Below are 19,642 nucleotides of genomic sequence, written 5' to 3'. Positions count from 1 at the left end.
GAATATAGGTGAAAATATTTTGAAAAAAATGCCAAGAATGTTTGCAGGAAACAAAATAACACTTACCTTTGCATCCGCAATCGAGAGACAAAGCAACTGAAAAATAAGCAGAATGCAACTCTAAGATGGCCCATTCGTCTATCGGTTAGGACGCAAGATTTTCATTCTTGAAAGAGGGGTTCGACTCCCCTATGGGCTACAAGTAATAAAATATAAAAAAAATAAAGATTAGTCGTCATTATGGCAAATCATAAATCATCAATAAAAAGAATCAGACAAGCTGATGTAAAGCGTTTGAGAAATAGGTATGTAGCTAAAACTACTCGTAATTCTGTTAAAAAGCTTCGTGCAATTACAGATAAAGAGGAAGCTAAAAAACTTTATCCATCAATCGCATCAATGTTAGATAAATTAGCAAAGAAGAATGTTATTCACAAGAATAAAGCAGCTAATTTGAAATCTAAGCTTGCTCATCATGTAAATTCTCTATAAGAAATTATTTTCTTTATGATATAAAAGAGTCAGACTTTTTGAGTTTGGCTCTTCTTCTATGTATTTGTATGTTTTATTATAGACTGTAATCAACCTTTGATCATTTAAGCAGCATCTTGAGAGCCTTAGTCGCTTGTAGGGTGTGTGTAACATTGGTAGGCATGATTATTGATTCTCCTGTTTTTACGATATTAGATTTTCCTCCTATTATTATTTTCGCTTCTCCATCAAGAATCTGAATCATCGCGTCAAAAGGTGTTGTATGCTCGCTTAAGCCTTGTCCTTTTTCAAAAGAGAAAAGTGTGAGGATTCTTGAGTACTTGTTTACTGATGACTCGACCTGTTAGTATTCTATCTATTATTTCTGATAAATTAAAAGTCTTTCCTTTTCTGAATATGTCCTGCATATCTGGTTTATTTTATGTTTATGAATAAGGTTTGAATATGGTGCAAATTCAGAAGTGATATAGTTGTGTCTAAATAAAAAATGCTATCCTTCAGCCGAAGGATAGCATTTTTTATTTAGAGGGTGTTATTTATTCCTCAATATTTTCATCGTATTTCTGAAATAAAAAATCGTTGTAAGGGTAGCGTGCGATATGAATCTCCTTTACTTTATTATAGATCATTTCTTTTAGCTCATCTATATTCGTTTTATTTTTGGCGGAGATAAATATACAATTGTTTTGCATTTTTGCCATCCATGTTTTGCGCAGATCATCAAGAGATAGATTTTCTTTGGTTGACGGAGTCAGATCAAACTCATCTTTCTCGATATATGAAAAGGCATCAATTTTATTAAAGACTAATATTGTCGGCTTTTCTTCTCCATCTATTTCCAATAAAGTTTTTTCAACAACCTCTATTTGTTCTGCAAAGTTTGGGTGGGAGATATCTACTACATGAATAAGCAGATCAGCTTCACGTACTTCATCTAATGTTGATTTAAAAGACTCAACCAGATGAGTAGGCAATTTTCGTATAAACCCTACTGTGTCTGATAATAAAAAAGGAAGATTATCTATAATGACTTTCCGTACAGTAGTGTCGAGTGTTGCAAAGAGCTTATTCTCGGCAAAAACTTCCGATTTGCTAAGCATATTCATTGTCGTTGATTTTCCAACATTGGTATATCCTACGAGAGCTACACGTACCATTTTGCCTCTGTTCTTACGCTGAACGACCATTTGTTTATCAATAGATTTAAGTTGGTCTTTGAGGTCTGCTATTTTATCGAGGACAATACGGCGGTCAGTTTCGAGCTGGGTTTCTCCGACACCACGCATCATGGCTCCACCTCCCCGTTGTCTATCTAAGTGAGTCCACATCCGAGTTAATCGAGGTAGTAGATATTGATATTGAGCAAGCTCTACTTGAGTTTTTGCATAAGCGGTTTGTGCTCGCATTGCAAATATGTCTAGAATAAGGCTTGTTCTATCTAAGATTTTTACTTCCAGTTCTTTTTCAATATTTCGGATTTGTTTTGAAGATAACTCATCATCGAATATTACTAATCCTATTTCCTGGTCCTCCATATATTGGCGTATCTCACTTAATTTTCCTGCTCCGACGAAGGTTACAGGATTGGGGTGTTCTAGCTTTTGGGTGAAATACTTAACCGGTTCTGCTCCTGCAGTATCTGCTAAGAATGCAAGTTCGTCAAGGTATTCTTTGACTTGCTCTTCTGTTTGTTGTTGGGTTATGAGACCAACTAGTATAGCCTTTTGATTCTTTACGGTAGATATAATTGAATCGATCATATATTCTTTTCTTATTTTATGAGATTAATTGACTAATGAAAACGACAATTGTCGTATGGGCTGTGTAGCGACAAGATTCCCATCTTATCCTTTTATAAATCTTGAGTGATTTGTAATTCTACTTTTTGTGTTTAATTAAGGTGCATGTCAATTATTTTATATGAATATCAAATGCAAATGTAATAAAAAAGGAGCTCATCTATATTCTATTTTGTAGAAAGCTACAGATTAGAAAGGTATTTAATATGATTAATTTATTTTTATAAGAACTGAATTAAATATAAAGTGCTGTTTCTGTATTGTTTATGTTTTTATTATGAATTTTATGGTTAAACTTTCATGTTATAATCTTGTGAATAACCAAAAATATCTTAACTTTGCACTCGCTTTCGAGCAATAAGGTGAGGTCCGGTAGCTCAGCTGGATAGAGCAACAGCCTTCTAAGCTGTGGGTCACAGGTTCGAATCCTGTTCGGATCACTAGGCGAACAGAACCTTTAAGACGGTTCAACGCCAAGGGAAAGTAAAAGTCTTCTAAACTAATGTTTTAGAAGACTTTTTTTATTGCTTTATACTAAACCTAATGACAATCGAAAGCAATAAGAAGACTACTAAAAGTCAAAATTTACTACTAAACAACTACTATTCAAAACACGATACTTTTTAGTAGTTATTTCTATTGAAAACCTCTCATTTTCTGCACCTTGTCGCAGAGTTGTCTGATATTCTTCAAAACAAAAAAACAAAAATTTGTAATTAAAAATTGAAGATTATGAGATCGACATTCAGAACTCTTTTTTATTTAAGAAAGAACCAACCCCAAAAAGACGGAACAGTCGCAGTTATGGTCAAAGTCTCTGTCAATGGAGAATCTGTCCAGTTCAACAGCAAAGTAGATGTGAATCCCCTAGTATGGGATTCGAAAGCAGGAAAAGCAATCGGACGCTCCAAAGAAATTATGGACATCAATTCCACTCTGGAGAATCTAAAAGTTGCTATCCGTAAATCGCATGATAAACAACTGGAAGAATATGGTTATGTTATTCCCGAAAAAATAAGGAATCAGGTCTTGGGTTTGGAAAGAGGTGCTAAAACTTTAATCGAATTTATAGATTTACACAACCAGCAATATGAAAACCGGGTTGGAATAAATACGACCCGCACAACATTCATACGCTACCAGTTAGTCAAGCAACGGATGCAGGATTTTCTGAAACAAAAATACCATGTATCTGATATGCCTCTGAGAGATTTAACTCCTATTGTACTGGAAAACTTTTACCTATACTTACGAAAAGAGTGCAATTGTGAAAACAACTCATCAATGAAAACTATGCAACGTCTTCGTAAGATTGTATATTTTGCAAAAAATATGGGAGAAACAATGGCTGATCCCTTTCAAAGTTTTAGAGTACACTTTGAGTCTGTTGACAGAGAAATACTGACAGAAGAAGAAATTCTTACCATATATAACAAAGAATTTATCACCGGAAGATTGGGACAGATCAGAGATATCTTTATTTTCAGCTGTTACACCGGACTCAGTTACATTGACATAGTCAATCTAAGAGATGAAGATATTAAGGAAGCCTTTGACGGGAATTTATGGATAATGACCAAACGCCAGAAGACAAACGTAAATTCAAATATCCGCTTATTAAATATCCCGAAAGCTATACTGGAAAAGTATCAAGGCAAACAGAAAAACGGCAAATGTCTACCTGTTGTTTCCAATCAAAAGATGAATGAATATCTCAAGGAAATAGCTACAATCTGTGGAATTAACAAAACAGTCACTTGTCATGTTGCCAGACACTCGTTCGCTACCTCAATTGCACTCTCAAATGGTGTACCTATAGAAAGCGTTTCAAAGATGCTGGGTCATACAAATATTCGAACCACTCAAATATATGCCAAAATAACTGATCGGAAAATCAGCAGGGATATGGATATACTCGCACAAAAGATTGACAAACAGAAACAGAAGTGATACATATAGAAAAAGGTGCTTTAAGCACCTTTTCTTATTTCTTAGACTCTTCGATAGAAACTTTACGGAATTCTTTCAAAGCTTTTTCTATTTCCAAAGACACTTTTCTTGCACGTTGTCCGGCTGCTTTATTCCCATTTTCGACCTGAGTGTTTGCATCTTTTGAAAAGTCAGCAAACAATTGACTTAAATTTTCCACTAGATTATTCATTATGTTCTTATTTTAAATAGAAGTACAAAGATAGATTTCTATCCGTTGTTACCAACAGACTGCACTTATTTAGATGCTGATTATTTTTCAATTTTGTATACTACCCCGTCACATCCATCGAATTCTATATCTCTTTCATACTGAAGTCCAATCTTTTCAAGAATTCTTATTGACCGGACATTATTTTTCATTGCTCTTCCGATTATACGTCGGATCTTTAGATCTTCAAAGCCATAGTCTAGACAGGCAATTGCACTTTCTGTTGCATATCCTTTATCCCACTCTTCTTCAAAAAAACGGAATCCAATATCTGTTTCATGACTATTAAGTTTTAAGCCACACCAACCTATGAATTGATTTGTCTCTTTAACTATGACAGCCCATCTTCCGTAACCATTCAATTTGTAATCTTGGTAATTCTCAAGAAATTGCTTTGCTTCATTTATACTATTGAAAGCTGCATCTCCAGTATATTTTATTACATTAGGATTGGAGTTTAAATCATAAAAATCTTTAGTATCAATTAGATCTAGTTCCCTTAATTTGAGTCGTTTTGTTTCTAAGATGTATTTCATCTGTTTATAATTAAAAGCTTAGAATTTCTGTCAATATTACGGAAAATCTCATATTGATTCTGGCTTTAGTGGATTTTCTTCGCTAAAAATCTGTTTCCGATTATTTGTCCCAATACAGCAACCCCTATAAAAAGAGGAATCGTTATTTTAGGTGTATTCAACCATATCCGTAAAGGTATTATGACCGGAATGGATGCATGGATCATTATCCACCACATAACTGTCATTTTCTTGAACCGTGCACGAAACTTCCCCAAGAATATATTGATAATAAATGAAAAGATAGCAACAATAAGTATATTCACGTTGACTGATTTATTTATTTCTCACATTAAACATCTCCAAATCCCAGATAAAAATAGACTGGTATAAGTATATACCCTACCATAATGGTATGAGAATATATCACTGCAATCTTCTGTAAGCGAGGGATCCATTTGCGATTAGTTACACCCATCGACTGAAACATACTCCAGAATCCATGAGTGATATGATAGCACAACGCAACAATCCAAACAATATACATTGCCACATACCAACCATTCGAAAACAATGTTTTCACAAGGTCATACGGGTTTTCTCCCTCGCTTCCCAGCATATGTTGCAATTGCATTTTTGCCCAAAAGTGACTAAGGTGTATTACTAATAAACCGAGAACAATAAGACCGAGTGCCAGCATATTTTTAGAGGCCCACGAAATTTTCGTTTTGCTCTTTATCGTGTAATCTATCGGTCTTGCCTTCCTATTTTGGATGGTAAGAACAATACCCATAATAATATGAACTGTAAAGCCAAGAGCCAACACGGGAACCATGATTTGAATAAAGATATTTTCGTCCATAAACCGACAAGCTGTTTCGTATGCTTCTCTGGATATTAATGAGGTAAGATTGATCGCTAAGTGCAGGGTAAGGAATACAATGAGGAATATGCCGCTTATACTCATTACTAATTTTCTGGCGGTAGATGATAATTTTATTTTGAAAATATATTCTTACAAAGAACTATATAATCAGCAAATATTCGATTTCCTCTATCTCCTGTAAAATGTCCTTTTTCGCCTATTTTAAATTACATCCCCAGAATAGGTTATTCCTTCTAGCAATATGAAATTATTATGAAGTCTTTTTTATAATCAAATTATACCAATACGATAATATCATGACATAATTTTTTTTCAAAAGATCTAATTTATTATTCATTATAGGAATATAAGCTTGCAATACTTCTACAAAAAAACTAGCTTTAGTTATCTCCTCAAAGATTTTTTGAGATTATTGAATTATCTAAATAATTAAAAGAAAAATGAAAATATTAGAAGGAAAAACAGTCCTGATTACAGGCGCAAGTCGTGGTATTGGTGCAGCTACAGCAAAATTATTAGCAGCAAATGGAGCTGCCGTTATAGTTAATTATATGCGAAGTGAAAGTCAAGCACATAGCGTAGTAAATGAGATATCTAAGAATGGAGGAAAAGCTATTGCAATACAAGCTGATATATCAGATCCGGAACAAGTCAAAAAATTATTTTCTAAATCACTTGAACAATTTGCTAGTATAGATATGCTTGTATTGAATGCTGGAGCAGGTTTTCCTGTAGTTCCCTTTGTTGACTATGAATGGGAAGACTTCCAGAAAAAACTTTTTAGTGAAGTTCAATCTGCATTTTATTGTTGTAAAGAAACTATTCCATCGATGCAGCAAAAAAAGAATGGAGATATTATTATTGTATCAAGTACTCTTTCACGCACACCTATGCCTGGTTTCATAGCACATAGCACAACTAAATCAGCACTAGACGCTTTTGCCAAATCCTTAGCTTTAGAACTTGGACCCGATGGTATCAGGGTAAATATTGTTGCACCTGGACTTACAGAGACTGATGCAACCGAACAGATCCCTGATAGTATAAAACAAATGCTGGCAGGGCAAACACCACTTAGACGTAATGCTCAACCTGAAGATATAGCTGGAGCTATTTTAGTGCTTCTATCTGATATGGCAAAATTTACAACAGGTACTTATATTCCTGTAAGTGGAGGTCTTTTGATGCTTTAATATAAAAAAGCCACCTCATTTTGGTGGCTTTCTCTTACTATCTTTATTCAAGAAAGAGGAGAACTGCATAATTACAGTCAATATATAGTGAAGAAGGAGTTATTTGAGTTTTCTGATAGTTTTCCAATATTTTCGACATCAATCCTTTTGAAAATATTTATTCGAGAAGGGTTCCTTTTGCTATAATAAAAGGAATTAAGCATTGCTTGAGCAACATTTTTACCGGAAATCGGACGATATTTTTTTAAGAAAGGCAAAAGCCTACCTAACGTTTGAATAATTGCAACAGCAATAGATTCTCCTACTCTCGGTGTTTTACGTTCTCCACTTAACACGTTTGGTTTTAAAATAACAATTTTCTCAAAATCTAGAACTGAAATCGAGTCTTCTAACTCTGCTTTCATCTTTCTGTAATAATTGCCAGAATCTATTTTTGCATAAGGAGAAGAAACTAATATATAACATTTAACCCCATTTTCTGCACCACTTTTAGCTGCTTGATATTGATAAGTATAATCTACAAGATACTGATTTTCTTTACTGCCGGCAGTCGAAAGAGTTGTGCCCAAGCATGAGAATAAGACATCTCCAGTAATATACCTGTCGTAATCGTTTGTATTATTGAAATCAATGATATACTCTTTAATTTTAGGATGGTTGATTTTTGTCGATTTTCGTACAAGCAACTTTATCTCAGAGAAACTTTCATCAGCAAGTAGTTTCTGAACCAAAGCAGTTCCAACCAGACCTGTAGCTCCTATTATTACTGCTGTATTTTGAATGCCTGCCATATTAATATTTTATTCCAGTTATTTTCTCGGAAACCTCCCATAACTTTTTTGCCAGATCTTCATCTGAGACAATAGGTTTTACTTTCTCCAATTTTGGATAACCTCTTATGGCCCATTTAGGTCCATAATATTCTCCACTTTTCACGTTGATATCAGTGGCTGCTAATAATGAAGGCAAAGCACCCATGGAAACAGGTTGAGCAAACCATTTAGAGAGTTTACCCCCAATACCTATTGATTGTTGCCTCTCCGTTGCTGATAACCCCGGATGAGCAGCTACTGAAATTGCTCTAATATTATTTTTCTGAAAATATCTTTTCAGTTCCATTACGAACAGAAGATTTGCCAATTTGCTATCTCCATATGATTTGAGTCTGTCATATTTTCGTTTAGTCCAATTGAGATCATCAAAATCAATGATACCGGAGCGATATGCACCACTAGACATCGTAACAACTCTAGCTTTTTCTGACTTCTTAATAAATGGCATTAATAACCCTGTTAACGCAAAATGCCCATAATGATTTGTCGCCATGTGCATTTCCAGACCACTTCTGGTTTCCTCACGATCCTTTAAGTTTACTACACCTGCATTATTGATTAATAAGTCTAGTTTAGTATACTTTTCACCAAACTCCGAGGCAAATTGGTAGATTGATTCTAGATCGGTCAAATCCAATGGTATAACTTCTGCGTTAATTTTCTTTTTCAGAATACCTTCTATCTTTTCGACAGCACTGTAGCCTTTTGATTTTGCCCGACAAGCAATAACTATTTGAGCACCTTTTTTTGCTAGCTCCAAAGATATTTGATACCCTAAACCTATATTGCCTCCAGTTATAACAGCAATTTTTCCATTTAAATTTGGAATTCTATCTGTACTCCAATTTGTCATAATTTGATCCTTTATAATGTAAGGATCAAAATTACAACTTCCTGAATTCCTAAATGTGAAACTAGTTTCACATTTAAAGTTTATGCTTTAACTTACTAAGCCATTGAGGGGTGATTCCAAGAAAATTAGCAATATACTTAGATGGTACATACTGGAGTATTTGAGGGTATTTTTGTTGCAGAAACTGAAGCATCTCTAGACTATCTGAAACAACAGACATAGCTCGAATTTCGTTTTTTTCCAGTAAAGACTTTATTGCATAATTATATAGGTATTCTGAATATTCGGACGATTTAAGTAGATAGTCAAAATTATTTTTGTCAATTTCAAGTACTGTTGTATTTGTAAATGTTTTAAGGTAGAATTTTGAAGTTTCTCCTTTATGAAAAGAATCACCTACTGTAGCCATTGGATGAAAGGTTGGTGTGAAAAAGTTTATAGCTTTCTCTATCCCCGTTTTCGGATGAATATGCAATAATACAAGTCCACCTTCTAAAACGATATAAATTTTATTAGCTGTATCGTTCGGAGTGATTAAAAAATATTGGCTTTTAAAGTTTTTTTTAATGCCTATTTCATGAAACTCTTTTATTAAGACTTCTTCTTGCATTTCTTTATATTAGTCGTTATAACAAAGGTAATGTTGATATAGTAATTAATACGGATGGAGTCAACACAAATAAATTTCACTCAGCCCATCTTTAAAAGTAAGAATAAATCTCTTATACTCAAAAACAACTATCTTTATTTATATAAATATCTAGATTATAGATTATTTACTAAGGTAGAATTCTTTGATAAAAGAAGAAAAACCATACATCTCATTTAGTACAAATCGTAAAATTAGCTACAAATATTATCTTTTTAGAATTTTATAATACCAACAGAGTCGGTCGATAAACCAAACAACTATACAACAGATATATGTCGAATTTTCATTTTATTTCGATACTCGCTTGGAGAAATACCTGTATGTCTTTTAAAATAGCGACCTAAATAAGATTGATCAGGAAATTTTATATCTTGTGCAATCTCTTGAATGGATAAGTCAGTAGATTGCAATAATATCTTTATTTCTAGAATAAAACGCTTATCTATAATCTCTTTAGGAGATTCATGGGATGCCAATTCATCGGTAATCATCCATAAATATCTGGTAGTTATGCATAACTGCTTTGCATAGAATGAAACATCTCGTTGTTCTCGACAATGCGTATCAAGCAAAGAAAGAAACTGATGATACAGCTCTTGCTTTCTGCTATACTTTTTAGGCAATAATCCAAAATGATCTTGAATGGTTCCGTATAAATACATAAGATAACTTTGTATAAAATTCCGGAGCATTGATTTTTGATACAGATCATTGTTTTGGTTATAGTGTAAATCTGCCATATCCATCCAAACCTTGATGTTTTTTAAATATTCAGATCTATCTTCATGGATATAATAAGGGAATTCCAGTAGAAATCGGGAAAACGATATACCTAACCTGAGAGCCACCTCTTCATATAATTCTTTTGAAAAGGTAAAAATTCTATTTACGAAGTTTTCTGTAGATTGCAGTAAACAAAAGGTAGTACCTGGTAAAATTACCATTTCCGCATTCTTTTTTATAATATGTTTTTGAGCTCCAACAGAAATTACAGCTTCACCTTCGGTACAGTAAAGGACAAAACCGCCACTGAGCTGATAAGGACAATCTAAAAACATCTTTAGATTAGACTCCCCGGACCAAAATTCTTTATTAAATAATAAAAATGCCGAATCCATATTTTACTTGATACGTTAATTGAAATAAGATATAGTCAAAGATAATATATTCTAATTCAGATTTTCCTTTATATTTTAGCTTGTTTTAAGTTACATTCCCTTATTTTTCTAGCAAAGAGTGTATTGATTTTATGTCCGGGACATTTTGCTATAATCTTACCTTTTACAAAACCACCACATAAGGCTAAATCTCCGAGAATATCTAATATTTTGTGCCTGGCTGGTTCATTCTCATATCTTAAAGGCTTATTCATTATATAGCCTAAACTCTTAAAAGAACGCTTTTCTATATTCATTAAATCAGCCAATTTATCTAACTTTTCTTGAGGTATAGGTTTGTCATAGATTACAATAGCATTATCAAGATCGCCTCCCTTTATTAGGTTATTTTCAAATAGCTCTTTTATTTCTCTTACAAATACGAATGTTCTTGCAGAAGCTATTTCTCTACAAAAATCACTCAAATCGTCCAATACAGCACTTTGGTGACTGAGTAATGGAGAATCAAAATAAATATCTGCGCTTACTGTTAGCTTCTCATTCGGCAGCAATAACATGGATGCTCCGGTCTCTGGATCTTTAACAAGTACTCTTTTCCTTTTAAAACTTATATACTGTCTTTTCTCTAATTGATTGCAAATACCGATTTCTTTAATTTTACGAATGTAATGGATGGAGCTCCCATCTAATATTGGAAACTCTGGCCCATTTATTTCTATTAAGCAATTATCTATACTACATGCATATAATGCGGCGAGAGCATGCTCAATTGTACTTACAGAAAAGCCTTTGCCGGATAACACTGTACCTCTTTGTGTTCCCGAAACATTTTCAGCTAAAGCCTCTATAATAGGCTTACCTGAGATGTCTGTTCTTCTAATTTTATACCCTTCATTTTCAGATGCTGGATTAAATGTGATTTTAAGGTCTAAACCTGTATGCAGTCCTTTACCTTCCAATGTAAAACTTTTATTTAATGTTCGTTGTAGCATATCTATTTTTACAATATTGTATAAACTAATTATTTTATTTGGCGTTTATATATCATTTCCAGATTTGAATATGGAACAACACCCATTATTCGTTTATCTTCGATCTCCTTCCTGAATATTAATACACTAGGAACTCCGGATATGTTATATTTATCAATCAGCTCCGGATATCTATCCACATTGACTTTATAGATTTTGATATTGTCTGTATTTAATCGAAGATTTTCCAGATTGTTTTTCATTTCATTACAGATGTCCGAATCATTTATGTAAAACAATACAAAGCATAAGCCCTCTTTATCTAATGAATCGGAAAAGAAAGCACCCTCAATTTCCGGGATTTTATCTTCAACTGCGATATATTCTTTCCTATTACAGTTGCCAATAAGGGATAGTATTCCCGTAAAGACAATAATCAGAAAGACAAAATGAATCTCTTTAAATTGAAATATTTTCATAAGCAGATAATTATAAGAAACTATAAAAATCAGGTTTTATACAAATACCAAATCGAAGGTTCGTACTGTATTTATTATAATTAAGCAGGCTTTCTCCAACGCCATCACTAAACCTCAAAAAGAATGATTGATTTAATTTTTCTGAGGGTTTATAACCTATACTCACAATTGTATTTATATTTCCCCATCCCTTGCGGGGAGTCAGTTCAGTCGTTATCCACCATTTCCGGTTTCCTGTAATTGCATTAAAAGATATTGTTCCCAATCCTCTGTATTCTAGTAAGTCTTTATTTTCACCACCGTCAACATACGGGATCCACACCTTGAATCCGATTGATAAAAGCATGTTTATAAAATATTTTCCATTAATACTTATATAGTTCCAGCTTCGGGACTCTTTATCCTCACGTCCATTAGATTCATGCTCGAAAGCCACTAAAAGACCTCCTCGGAGTCGATTCTTTTCAATGATGTATTTTCCTATTCCAATACCCGGATTATAGTTATTGTCACGAAAAGGAGAGGATTCCCTGTAAATATCCCAGAAAGACTTTTGAGTATATGTCAGATAGAGAAATGAATTAAAAGGCAGGATACTTTTGGTTAACCGTTGCCTGATGCTAAGTTGAAAAACAGCATCAGCCGTGTTGCGGGTAATTTGTTGGTTCAAGGGAACTCCTGTTACAAAATAAGTATCTTTATAAATGCCGAAAGAGGGCATTCTATCCATTAGTTTGATTATTTCCCGCTCATCGACGTTTATACCTCTATCTCTATAAGATGCAACACGAAATTCCTCTTTTATTACTTTTCTTAAACTGTCTCCTGCTATATAAATTAGTTCATTTTCCTGTGCATGCAATGCTTGACTACTCAATCCAGTTAAAAGGATCAACAAATAAATAAACCTCATAATTTTCATCTTTAGATTATTGCTTGCTTATATATGTTTGATCATTTTTGAAAATTGCGAGGATAATATAACCGAAGAATAATGCTCCATAGGTACAGTTTACCCAGCACTCAGAGGATAAGGAATATGTTCCCCAATAACAGCCCCACAGGAACCAATGCAAATAACCAAGAAAAACACCGATAGAAATACCAAGCAAGGGAAGAAAATTAATTCGGATAAATTGAATTATTAATTTTATCATATTCTAAATTTAAATTATCTGATCATCATTTGTTTCTAGGTTTATTTTCCGGATATTAGGGTCGTCCTGATTTATTTTGATGACGACCCAATGTTGCATCCTCAAGTTGTCTCGTAGCATTTTTAAATGGCCTTCAGTCTTATGTCTATATTTTCCCTTCGGAAGAAATATCCCTTCAGTAAATTCATTTTCCAGATATATTTTCTCTCCTTCTACAGGCATTCTACTCTCATGAAAGAACACATGCAATTCACCAATAGAATCTGAATTGGAAATGAAATTGTAAACAATTCTAATCCTAACCTTTTCTGTCTGTTTCGTTATCATTGAATACTTTTTTATTGTCGTTTATAAGCTTATACATCTTTTCATTTTCGCATAAGAAGAACACAGGAACCGGATTCTATAAAGAATCGGTTCCTGAATTCAAACTAATTAAGGTATGAAAAGTAGTGTTTATTCAGAGCCTCCTCCGAGAGCTCTGTATAAGTTTACGGAATATTGCAATTGTTCCAGCTTATCACTAACTTGCCCAAGCTGTGATTGTAGTAGATTCTGTTCGGCACTCAAAACCTCCGTGTAATTTGCTTCTCCGGCTTTCAGCAATTCTTTGGTGAAACGAACTGCTATAATAGTCGATTCAACTTGTTTGTCTCTGATTGGATTTTTGTCGATGGACGATTGGTAGCTGTACAAAATATCCGATACTTCTGCACCTGCTGTCAATACTGTTTTTTCGAAACTTAACAACGCCTCCTCCTGCTGGGCTTTGGCTACTTTCAAATTTCCGATAAGCTGTTTTCGTGCAAACAAGGGCTGAGTTAATCCTCCAATAATATTGGCGAAAATATTCTCAGGTTTGAAGAAATTAGACAGAGTATTTGCTCCATATCCGACCGTTCCCGAGCTTAATCTGATAGAAGGGTAGAAACTAGCTTTAGCTGCATAAGTCAATTCGAAAGCAGAACGAAAAGCTAGTTCGGCTTGTTTTACATCCGGACGTTTGGATAATAACTGAGCAGGAATACCTGTATTTAAGTCTTCTGCGATGATTTGTCTGTCCATCGTCGAGCGGTCGATATTTCCGGGTTTACGCCCAAGAAGAATACAAATGGAATTCTCAGTTTGTCTAATCTGGCTCTTTATTGTCGGGATAGTTACCTCCGTACTATATTGAAGCGATTTACTCTGCTCTACTGATGCTCCATTTAATATTCCGGCATCCATCAAAGATTGCATTGTTTGTGTACTCTCTCTCAGTAAGCCTACCGTTTCTTCTGTTATTCTTAATTGCTCATCCAAAGCCAGCAATGTATAATAAGATGTTGCAATATTAGCAATCAATGATGTTCTTATCAGATCTTTATAAGCATGACTATTTAAGAACTGAGCATATCTGGCTCTTGATTGCCTGTTTAGTTTACCCCATACATCAAGCTCCCAACTCGCACTAACTCCTAAAGTATAATTGGTCGAATGATAGCCTAAGACATCTTTACCGCTGCTCCCATTACTATTTCTCAGATGTTCAGCTTGTGCAACCAAAGATATATCCGGAAAATAGGCAGCCTTTGCCATTGACAAGTTTGCTTCGGCTTGTTTAATGCGACTCACTGCAATTTGCAAATCATAATTCTTCTGCAACCCTTCATCAATATATGCTTGTAATAGAGGATCAGAGAAATAAATTTGCCAAGGGATATTAGCGATCGTATTTGTATCAACGGCAGCTTGTTCCCTATATAAATCAGTGGTATCTATATCGGGCGATTTATATTTATTTGTTACCTGGCAGGATGTAAATCCTATTGAGGCGACAAGCCCCAATAGAATTATATGATTAATCGATTTTGTTTTCATTTCTGTATTTTTTAAATCATTTTTATTCTTCACCATCCTCTTTTTCAGTGTTTAATAATCCGGACTGAGTGAATTTATCCTGAAGGTTCTGAAAAATTATATACAACGATGGAATAACCAAAATTCCTAGGATAGTACCGATCAGCATACCTCCGACTGCACTTATGCCTATCGAACGGTTACCGATAGCACCTGCTCCGGTAGCAAACATCAGAGGTAGAAGTCCTGCTATAAATGCAAAAGAGGTCATCAAGATAGGACGTAGACGTGCGACAGCTCCATTTACGGCAGCATCGATAACACTCATACCTTGTTTTCTTCGTTGGATGGCATATTCTACGATAAGAATTGCATTTTTAGCTAAAAGACCGATAAGCATAATTAGTGATATTTGGACATAGATATTATTTACGATGCCTATATGCAATCCGAAAATCATTAAGAAGATATACACTCCACTCAAACCAACAGGTAGAGAGAGTATAACTACCATAGGAATAATATAGCTTCTGTATAATGCGGCCAATAGCAGATATACAAATACCAAGGATAGTATAAATATGATAATGGTTTGGCTGCTACTGCTTACTGCTTCTCTGGTTAACCCTGAATACTCATATCCATAACCCATTGGCAATACTTGTTCCCCGACTTCGGTAACAGCTTGTATCACATCTCCGGTACTGTATCCTTCCATAAAGTTTGGGATAATAGTCACATCATTGGACATAAACATGTTGAAGCGAGTAAGATTCTGAGGTCCTGTTACATCTTTAATATCAATAAACTCTGTAATAGGAGCCATTTCGCCACTGGTTGTTCTCACTAGTAAACCATTCAAATCGTTAAGTTTAGCCCTATATTCGGGTGCAGCCTGAACCATTACTCGAAATTGCTTCCCGTACAAATTGAAATTCGAAATATACATACTGCCTACATAAGCCTGCATTGCAGCCATTATTTCATTCAAGGTTAAGCCAGCTTTTCTAATTTTAGGAATATTGGCTTCTATTTGTTTCTGAGGAAAATTCGGATTAAAATTCGTCATAGCTATCATCACTTCCTTGCGTTGGCGCATAGCATCCAGAAACTCATTTGTCACACCGGTGAATTTATCCATTTCTCCTCCCGTTTTATCTTGCAACTGGAGTTCTACTCCCGAACTCATCCCGAAACCTTGTAAGGTTGGATTACTAAAGAATAGAGGATTTATATCCTGAATCTTTTGAGTTTTTTCAGTCAGTATCGCGACAACATCGTTCGTAGATAGTTTACGTTGGTCCCATGGTTTCATTTTAATTACAATCGCACCGTATGAACTTGCGGCACCACTCATAAAATTGATTCCCGATAAATCTTGTATAGCTTCAACGTCTTCTATTTCATTGGCAATCTTTACAATTTCTTTCATTATGGTATCTGTTCGCTCTAATGATGTACCGGGCGAAAGACTTATCATGCCCATCACACCGTCACTATCTTCCTGAGGAACAAAGTCGGTAGGTAAGAACTTCATCAATCCGAACAATAAAACAGTACTGATAACTATTATGGCAGCGGTAATCCATCGGTGTCCTTTTTTTTCCAGAAAGTGTAGAGCCGATTTATATTTACTCGTTCCAGCATTAAATGCTATATTAAAAGAATAGTAAAAACGTTTGATAAAGCTTTTATTCTTCACCTCTTCATCTTTATGACCTTTAAGGAACATAGCACACAGAGCCGGACTTAATGTTAAAGCATTTACTGCCGATATAATAATGGCAACAGCCAATGTTAGTCCAAATTGTTTGAAGAAGATACCTGTTGTTCCACCAATAAGGCTGACGGGAATAAATACCGAAGCCATAACCAATGTTATGGAAACAATAGCGGGAGCTATTTCTTTCATAGCTGTTATTGTTGCTTTCCTTGCATTTTTTACACCATTGTCAAACTGGGCATGTACAGCCTCGACGACGACTATCGCATCATCGACCACAATACCAACAGCAAGAACTAAAGCAAACAAAGTCAGTAGGTTGATTGAAAACCCGAATAATTGCAGGAAGAAAAACGTTCCGATAATAGCCACAGGAACAGCAATAGCAGGAATAAGAGTAGATCTTACATCTTGCAAAAAGATAAACACAACAATAAATACAAGTACAAAAGCTTCGAATAGAGTTGTAACTACTTTACTGATAGAAGCGTCCAAAAACTCACTGCTATCCATTAAATAGCTCACTTTAAGACCCGGAGGCATTGTTAATTTGGCTTCTTCTACAACAGCCTTCACATTTGTTATCAGTTCTTTTGCATTCGATCCGGCAGCTTGGTTTATATAAAACGATGCTGCTTCTTTTCCGCCAAATCGTTGATTAAGACTATAATCCAGAGAACCTAACTCAACATTAGCTATATCTTTTACCCGTAATATATGATTGCCTTCTGATCGCACAACTATATCTTCGAAAGCTTTTACTTCTTTCAGACGACCTGTATATTTCAGTGTATATTGAAAAGATTGATTTCCATTTTTCCCAAGTTCACCGGGAGCCGCTTCTATATTCTGATCCTGTAAAGCTGCAATTACTTCCGTAGGGCTTATTTTATAAGATGCCATTTTATCGGGTTGTAACCAGATACGCATCGAATAGTCATTCATCCCCCAGAGTTGAGCATTACCAACTCCGTACACACGCTTGATCTGAGGGAGAAGGTTGATGTTTGCATAATTATGAATAAACATGGCATCGTGTTCGGGATTATCCGACGACAGACTGACTATCATAATCATACTGCTTTGCTGCTTCTGAACAGTAACCCCTTCTTGTGTTACTTCCTGAGGTAGTAAAGGTGTTGCTTTTGAAATTCTGTTCTGAACGTTTACTGCTGCAATATCCGGATCTACTCCCTGACGAAAATAAACGGTAATCTCTGCACTACCGCTATTTGTTGCATTGGAAGTCATATACGTCATGCCTTCCACTCCATTGATCGCTTCTTCGATAGGAATGATGACGCTATTCATTACCACATCGGCATTTGCTCCGGTATAATTCGCTTCTACCCTCACTGTTGGAGGAGCAATATCCGGATATTGTTCAACCGGTAAGGTTGCCAGACCGATTCCCCCCAGTATCACTATAATGATAGAGATAACTGTGGCTAATACCGGATTATCTATTATTGATTTTAACATCGTTTTATATTATATTGAGATTACTCATTCTTTAATTGCTATTTTTTGTCCGTGACGTAGAGTCGCTATACCTTCGCTGACTATACGATCTCCGGATGATAATCCACTTGTTACGGCATAATTTTGACCGTCAGGCATTTCAGTTGCTGTGATTATCGTTTGCACAACAGAATCTCCCGAAACCTTATATACCTGAAGCTTATTCTGTTGAGAGAAAGCCGATCGTTGAGGGATGAGAATTACATTGTCTAGCTGTTCGGGAATAGAAACTTTTCCACTAGCACCACTACGTAACTTTCCTTCTTTATTCAAGAATTCAGCCCTAAAATTGACTGATCCTGTGGTACCATCAATAATGCCCGATATTGTCTCAATCTTTCCTTTTTCAGGATATATTGTGCCATTGGCTAAAGTCAAAGTCACTTCATGCAGATTTTTTATTTTATCTTTTTGAGATTCTCCTTCAGTACCATCTAACATACGCATTAGCTCTTTTTCATTCAAAGAGAAATAAGCATACACATTACTTGTATTAGCAACTGTAGTTAGTATATCTGCGTTACTCACAAGGCTACCCCGACGGAAAGGAATTGTACCTACAATTCCATCAACCGGACTAACCACATTAGTCCAACTTAGTGCTGCTTCTGCATTCTCAACTTCTGCTTGTGCTTGTGCCAGTTCAGCCTGAGCAGTTTCGTAAGCGTCTTGCGCCGATTGTAATTGAACGTTGCTTATAATACCCTGCTCTGCCAAAGGGCGTAGTCTGTTTACATTTGTCAAGGCAGTGTTTAAACGGGCTTTGTTGCTTCGTAAAGTAGCTTTAGCTGATTTTAACGCTTGCTCGGATGCCGGAGAATTGATTTTAAAAAGAGATTGACCTTTTCTCACAACAGATCCTTCGTCTACATGTATGGCATCAATAAAGCCATCTATACGAGGGCGTATTTCGATGTCTTCCTGTCCTTTAATAACTACCGGATAAGATTGTTCTAGCTTTGCACTTTGGCTTGAAACTACTACTGTTTGAAAAGATTGCTTGGTTTCTTGCTGATAATTATCGTTTTTATTAGAGCAAGAAATCCCTAGCAGAGCTATTGCTCCGCAAAAAATACACCTAAATTTCATATGATTTTAATTAGTTATTTACCTCTTGAGATAGGATATGTGAGTTATTTACCTCTACATCTTTATTTTTATATAATTATATTAAAATAATTTTAGCCTTACTATATATACTTCTTATTTTGTACTCAAAAGTAGTTGGATGAAAATAAATACACAAACTTATATTCTTATTATGAACAATAAATTGGTTTTTATGAAAAGAATTAGCCAATCAAAACACAAGTAATTAAACATTAAATTAGAATGTTATTCGTCAAAATATCCACATTCATAGTCATTTTCGGAATCAGACTTTGCAATATCATTATTAATAAAATCTGTT

At 34.9% G+C, this 19,642-nt stretch carries 18 protein-coding genes, 2 tRNA genes and 1 pseudogene; 5 read left to right on the top strand and 16 right to left on the bottom strand.

From position 1 onward, the window contains the following. Positions 1 to 127 precede the first annotated feature (127 nt). Both AABJ51_RS06415 and rpsT read left to right on the top strand, forming a co-directional pair. Positions 128 to 199 (top strand) — tRNA-Glu (locus AABJ51_RS06415). A gap of 41 nt (positions 200 to 240) precedes the next feature. Next, positions 241 to 492 carry a 30S ribosomal protein S20 gene (rpsT, locus tag AABJ51_RS06410; protein WP_026627597.1) on the top strand — a complete coding sequence of 84 codons (252 nt, stop codon included), beginning with the start codon at positions 241 to 243 and terminating at the stop codon, positions 490 to 492. 100 nt (positions 493 to 592) lie between these two features. Here the strand turns inward: rpsT and AABJ51_RS06405 are convergent. Both AABJ51_RS06405 and hflX read right to left on the bottom strand, forming a co-directional pair. Then, positions 593 to 899 (bottom strand): annotated as a pseudogene (locus tag AABJ51_RS06405) (cupin domain-containing protein). Positions 900 to 1,028: 129 nt separating this feature from the next. Then, entirely contained in the window at positions 1,029 to 2,252 is a 1,224-nt protein-coding gene (gene hflX / locus AABJ51_RS06400) for a GTPase HflX (RefSeq protein WP_134435485.1), read from the bottom strand. 405 nt (positions 2,253 to 2,657) lie between these two features. Between hflX and AABJ51_RS06395 the strand changes: the two genes are divergently transcribed. Further along, positions 2,658 to 2,731 (top strand) — tRNA-Arg (locus AABJ51_RS06395). A 292-nt stretch (positions 2,732 to 3,023) separates the two neighbouring features. Next, complete coding sequence (locus AABJ51_RS06390; RefSeq protein WP_338374852.1) at positions 3,024 to 4,241, top strand: site-specific integrase; 1,218 nt, start codon at positions 3,024 to 3,026, stop codon at positions 4,239 to 4,241. 34 nt (positions 4,242 to 4,275) lie between these two features. Here AABJ51_RS06390 and AABJ51_RS06385 read toward each other — a convergent pair whose 3' ends face one another. The 4 genes from AABJ51_RS06385 to AABJ51_RS06370 form a co-directional block, all read right to left on the bottom strand. Then, positions 4,276 to 4,452, bottom strand: coding sequence for a BF3379 family histone-like protein (locus tag AABJ51_RS06385; protein WP_338374851.1), 177 nt, complete (start codon positions 4,450 to 4,452; stop codon positions 4,276 to 4,278). Positions 4,453 to 4,532: 80 nt separating this feature from the next. Continuing rightward, positions 4,533 to 5,027 (bottom strand): GNAT family N-acetyltransferase, encoded by a 495-nt coding sequence (locus AABJ51_RS06380; RefSeq protein ID WP_338374850.1) that lies wholly within the window; start codon positions 5,025 to 5,027, stop codon positions 4,533 to 4,535. A gap of 65 nt (positions 5,028 to 5,092) precedes the next feature. Beyond that, positions 5,093 to 5,332 carry a hypothetical protein gene (locus tag AABJ51_RS06375; RefSeq protein WP_338374849.1) on the bottom strand — a complete coding sequence of 80 codons (240 nt, stop codon included), beginning with the start codon at positions 5,330 to 5,332 and terminating at the stop codon, positions 5,093 to 5,095. A 26-nt stretch (positions 5,333 to 5,358) separates the two neighbouring features. Beyond that, on the bottom strand, positions 5,359 to 6,006 hold the full coding sequence (locus tag AABJ51_RS06370) for a succinate dehydrogenase cytochrome b subunit (RefSeq protein ID WP_338375954.1): 648 nt from the start codon (positions 6,004 to 6,006) through the stop codon (positions 5,359 to 5,361). A gap of 326 nt (positions 6,007 to 6,332) precedes the next feature. Between AABJ51_RS06370 and AABJ51_RS06365 the strand changes: the two genes are divergently transcribed. After that, entirely contained in the window at positions 6,333 to 7,085 is a 753-nt protein-coding gene (locus AABJ51_RS06365) for an SDR family NAD(P)-dependent oxidoreductase (protein WP_338374848.1), read from the top strand. A gap of 77 nt (positions 7,086 to 7,162) precedes the next feature. Here the strand turns inward: AABJ51_RS06365 and AABJ51_RS06360 are convergent, their stop codons facing one another. The 10 genes from AABJ51_RS06360 to AABJ51_RS06315 all read right to left on the bottom strand — a co-directional run bounded on the left by AABJ51_RS06360 (position 7,163) and on the right by AABJ51_RS06315 (position 19,320). Continuing rightward, positions 7,163 to 7,876, bottom strand: a complete 714-nt coding sequence (locus AABJ51_RS06360) for an NAD(P)H-binding protein (RefSeq protein ID WP_338374847.1) — start codon at positions 7,874 to 7,876, stop codon at positions 7,163 to 7,165. 1 nt (position 7,877) lies between these two features. Further along, positions 7,878 to 8,771: an oxidoreductase gene (locus AABJ51_RS06355; protein WP_338374846.1), complete on the bottom strand. Its 894-nt coding sequence runs from the start codon at positions 8,769 to 8,771 to the stop codon at positions 7,878 to 7,880. Between the two features lie 73 nt (positions 8,772 to 8,844). Further along, on the bottom strand, positions 8,845 to 9,381 hold the full coding sequence (locus AABJ51_RS06350) for a Crp/Fnr family transcriptional regulator (RefSeq protein WP_338374845.1): 537 nt from the start codon (positions 9,379 to 9,381) through the stop codon (positions 8,845 to 8,847). Positions 9,382 to 9,680: 299 nt separating this feature from the next. Continuing rightward, on the bottom strand, positions 9,681 to 10,541 hold the full coding sequence (locus AABJ51_RS06345; RefSeq protein ID WP_338374844.1) for a helix-turn-helix domain-containing protein: 861 nt from the start codon (positions 10,539 to 10,541) through the stop codon (positions 9,681 to 9,683). 68 nt (positions 10,542 to 10,609) lie between these two features. Beyond that, positions 10,610 to 11,533 carry a UDP-3-O-acyl-N-acetylglucosamine deacetylase gene (locus AABJ51_RS06340; protein WP_338374843.1) on the bottom strand — a complete coding sequence of 308 codons (924 nt, stop codon included), beginning with the start codon at positions 11,531 to 11,533 and terminating at the stop codon, positions 10,610 to 10,612. A 29-nt stretch (positions 11,534 to 11,562) separates the two neighbouring features. Next, positions 11,563 to 11,991: a thioredoxin family protein gene (locus AABJ51_RS06335; protein ID WP_321577256.1), complete on the bottom strand. Its 429-nt coding sequence runs from the start codon at positions 11,989 to 11,991 to the stop codon at positions 11,563 to 11,565. 10 nt (positions 11,992 to 12,001) lie between these two features. Beyond that, positions 12,002 to 12,904: a phospholipase A gene (locus tag AABJ51_RS06330; protein WP_338374842.1), complete on the bottom strand. Its 903-nt coding sequence runs from the start codon at positions 12,902 to 12,904 to the stop codon at positions 12,002 to 12,004. A gap of 700 nt (positions 12,905 to 13,604) precedes the next feature. Beyond that, a complete protein-coding gene (locus AABJ51_RS06325) occupies positions 13,605 to 15,008 on the bottom strand; it encodes an efflux transporter outer membrane subunit (protein WP_338374841.1) in 1,404 nt (467 codons plus the stop codon). A gap of 22 nt (positions 15,009 to 15,030) precedes the next feature. Then, a complete protein-coding gene (locus AABJ51_RS06320; protein WP_338374840.1) occupies positions 15,031 to 18,192 on the bottom strand; it encodes an efflux RND transporter permease subunit in 3,162 nt (1,053 codons plus the stop codon). Between the two features lie 24 nt (positions 18,193 to 18,216). After that, positions 18,217 to 19,320 (bottom strand): efflux RND transporter periplasmic adaptor subunit, encoded by a 1,104-nt coding sequence (locus AABJ51_RS06315; RefSeq protein WP_338374839.1) that lies wholly within the window; start codon positions 19,318 to 19,320, stop codon positions 18,217 to 18,219. Positions 19,321 to 19,642: the final 322 nt, after the last annotated feature.

This window comes from Indolivaga capnocytophagoides, assembly GCF_036511535.1.
GTDB lineage: Bacteria > Bacteroidota > Bacteroidia > Bacteroidales > Dysgonomonadaceae > Dysgonomonas_A > Dysgonomonas_A capnocytophagoides.
Note: the sequence above shows the minus strand (reverse complement) of the source record. Positions and strands in the feature narration are given on the sequence as shown.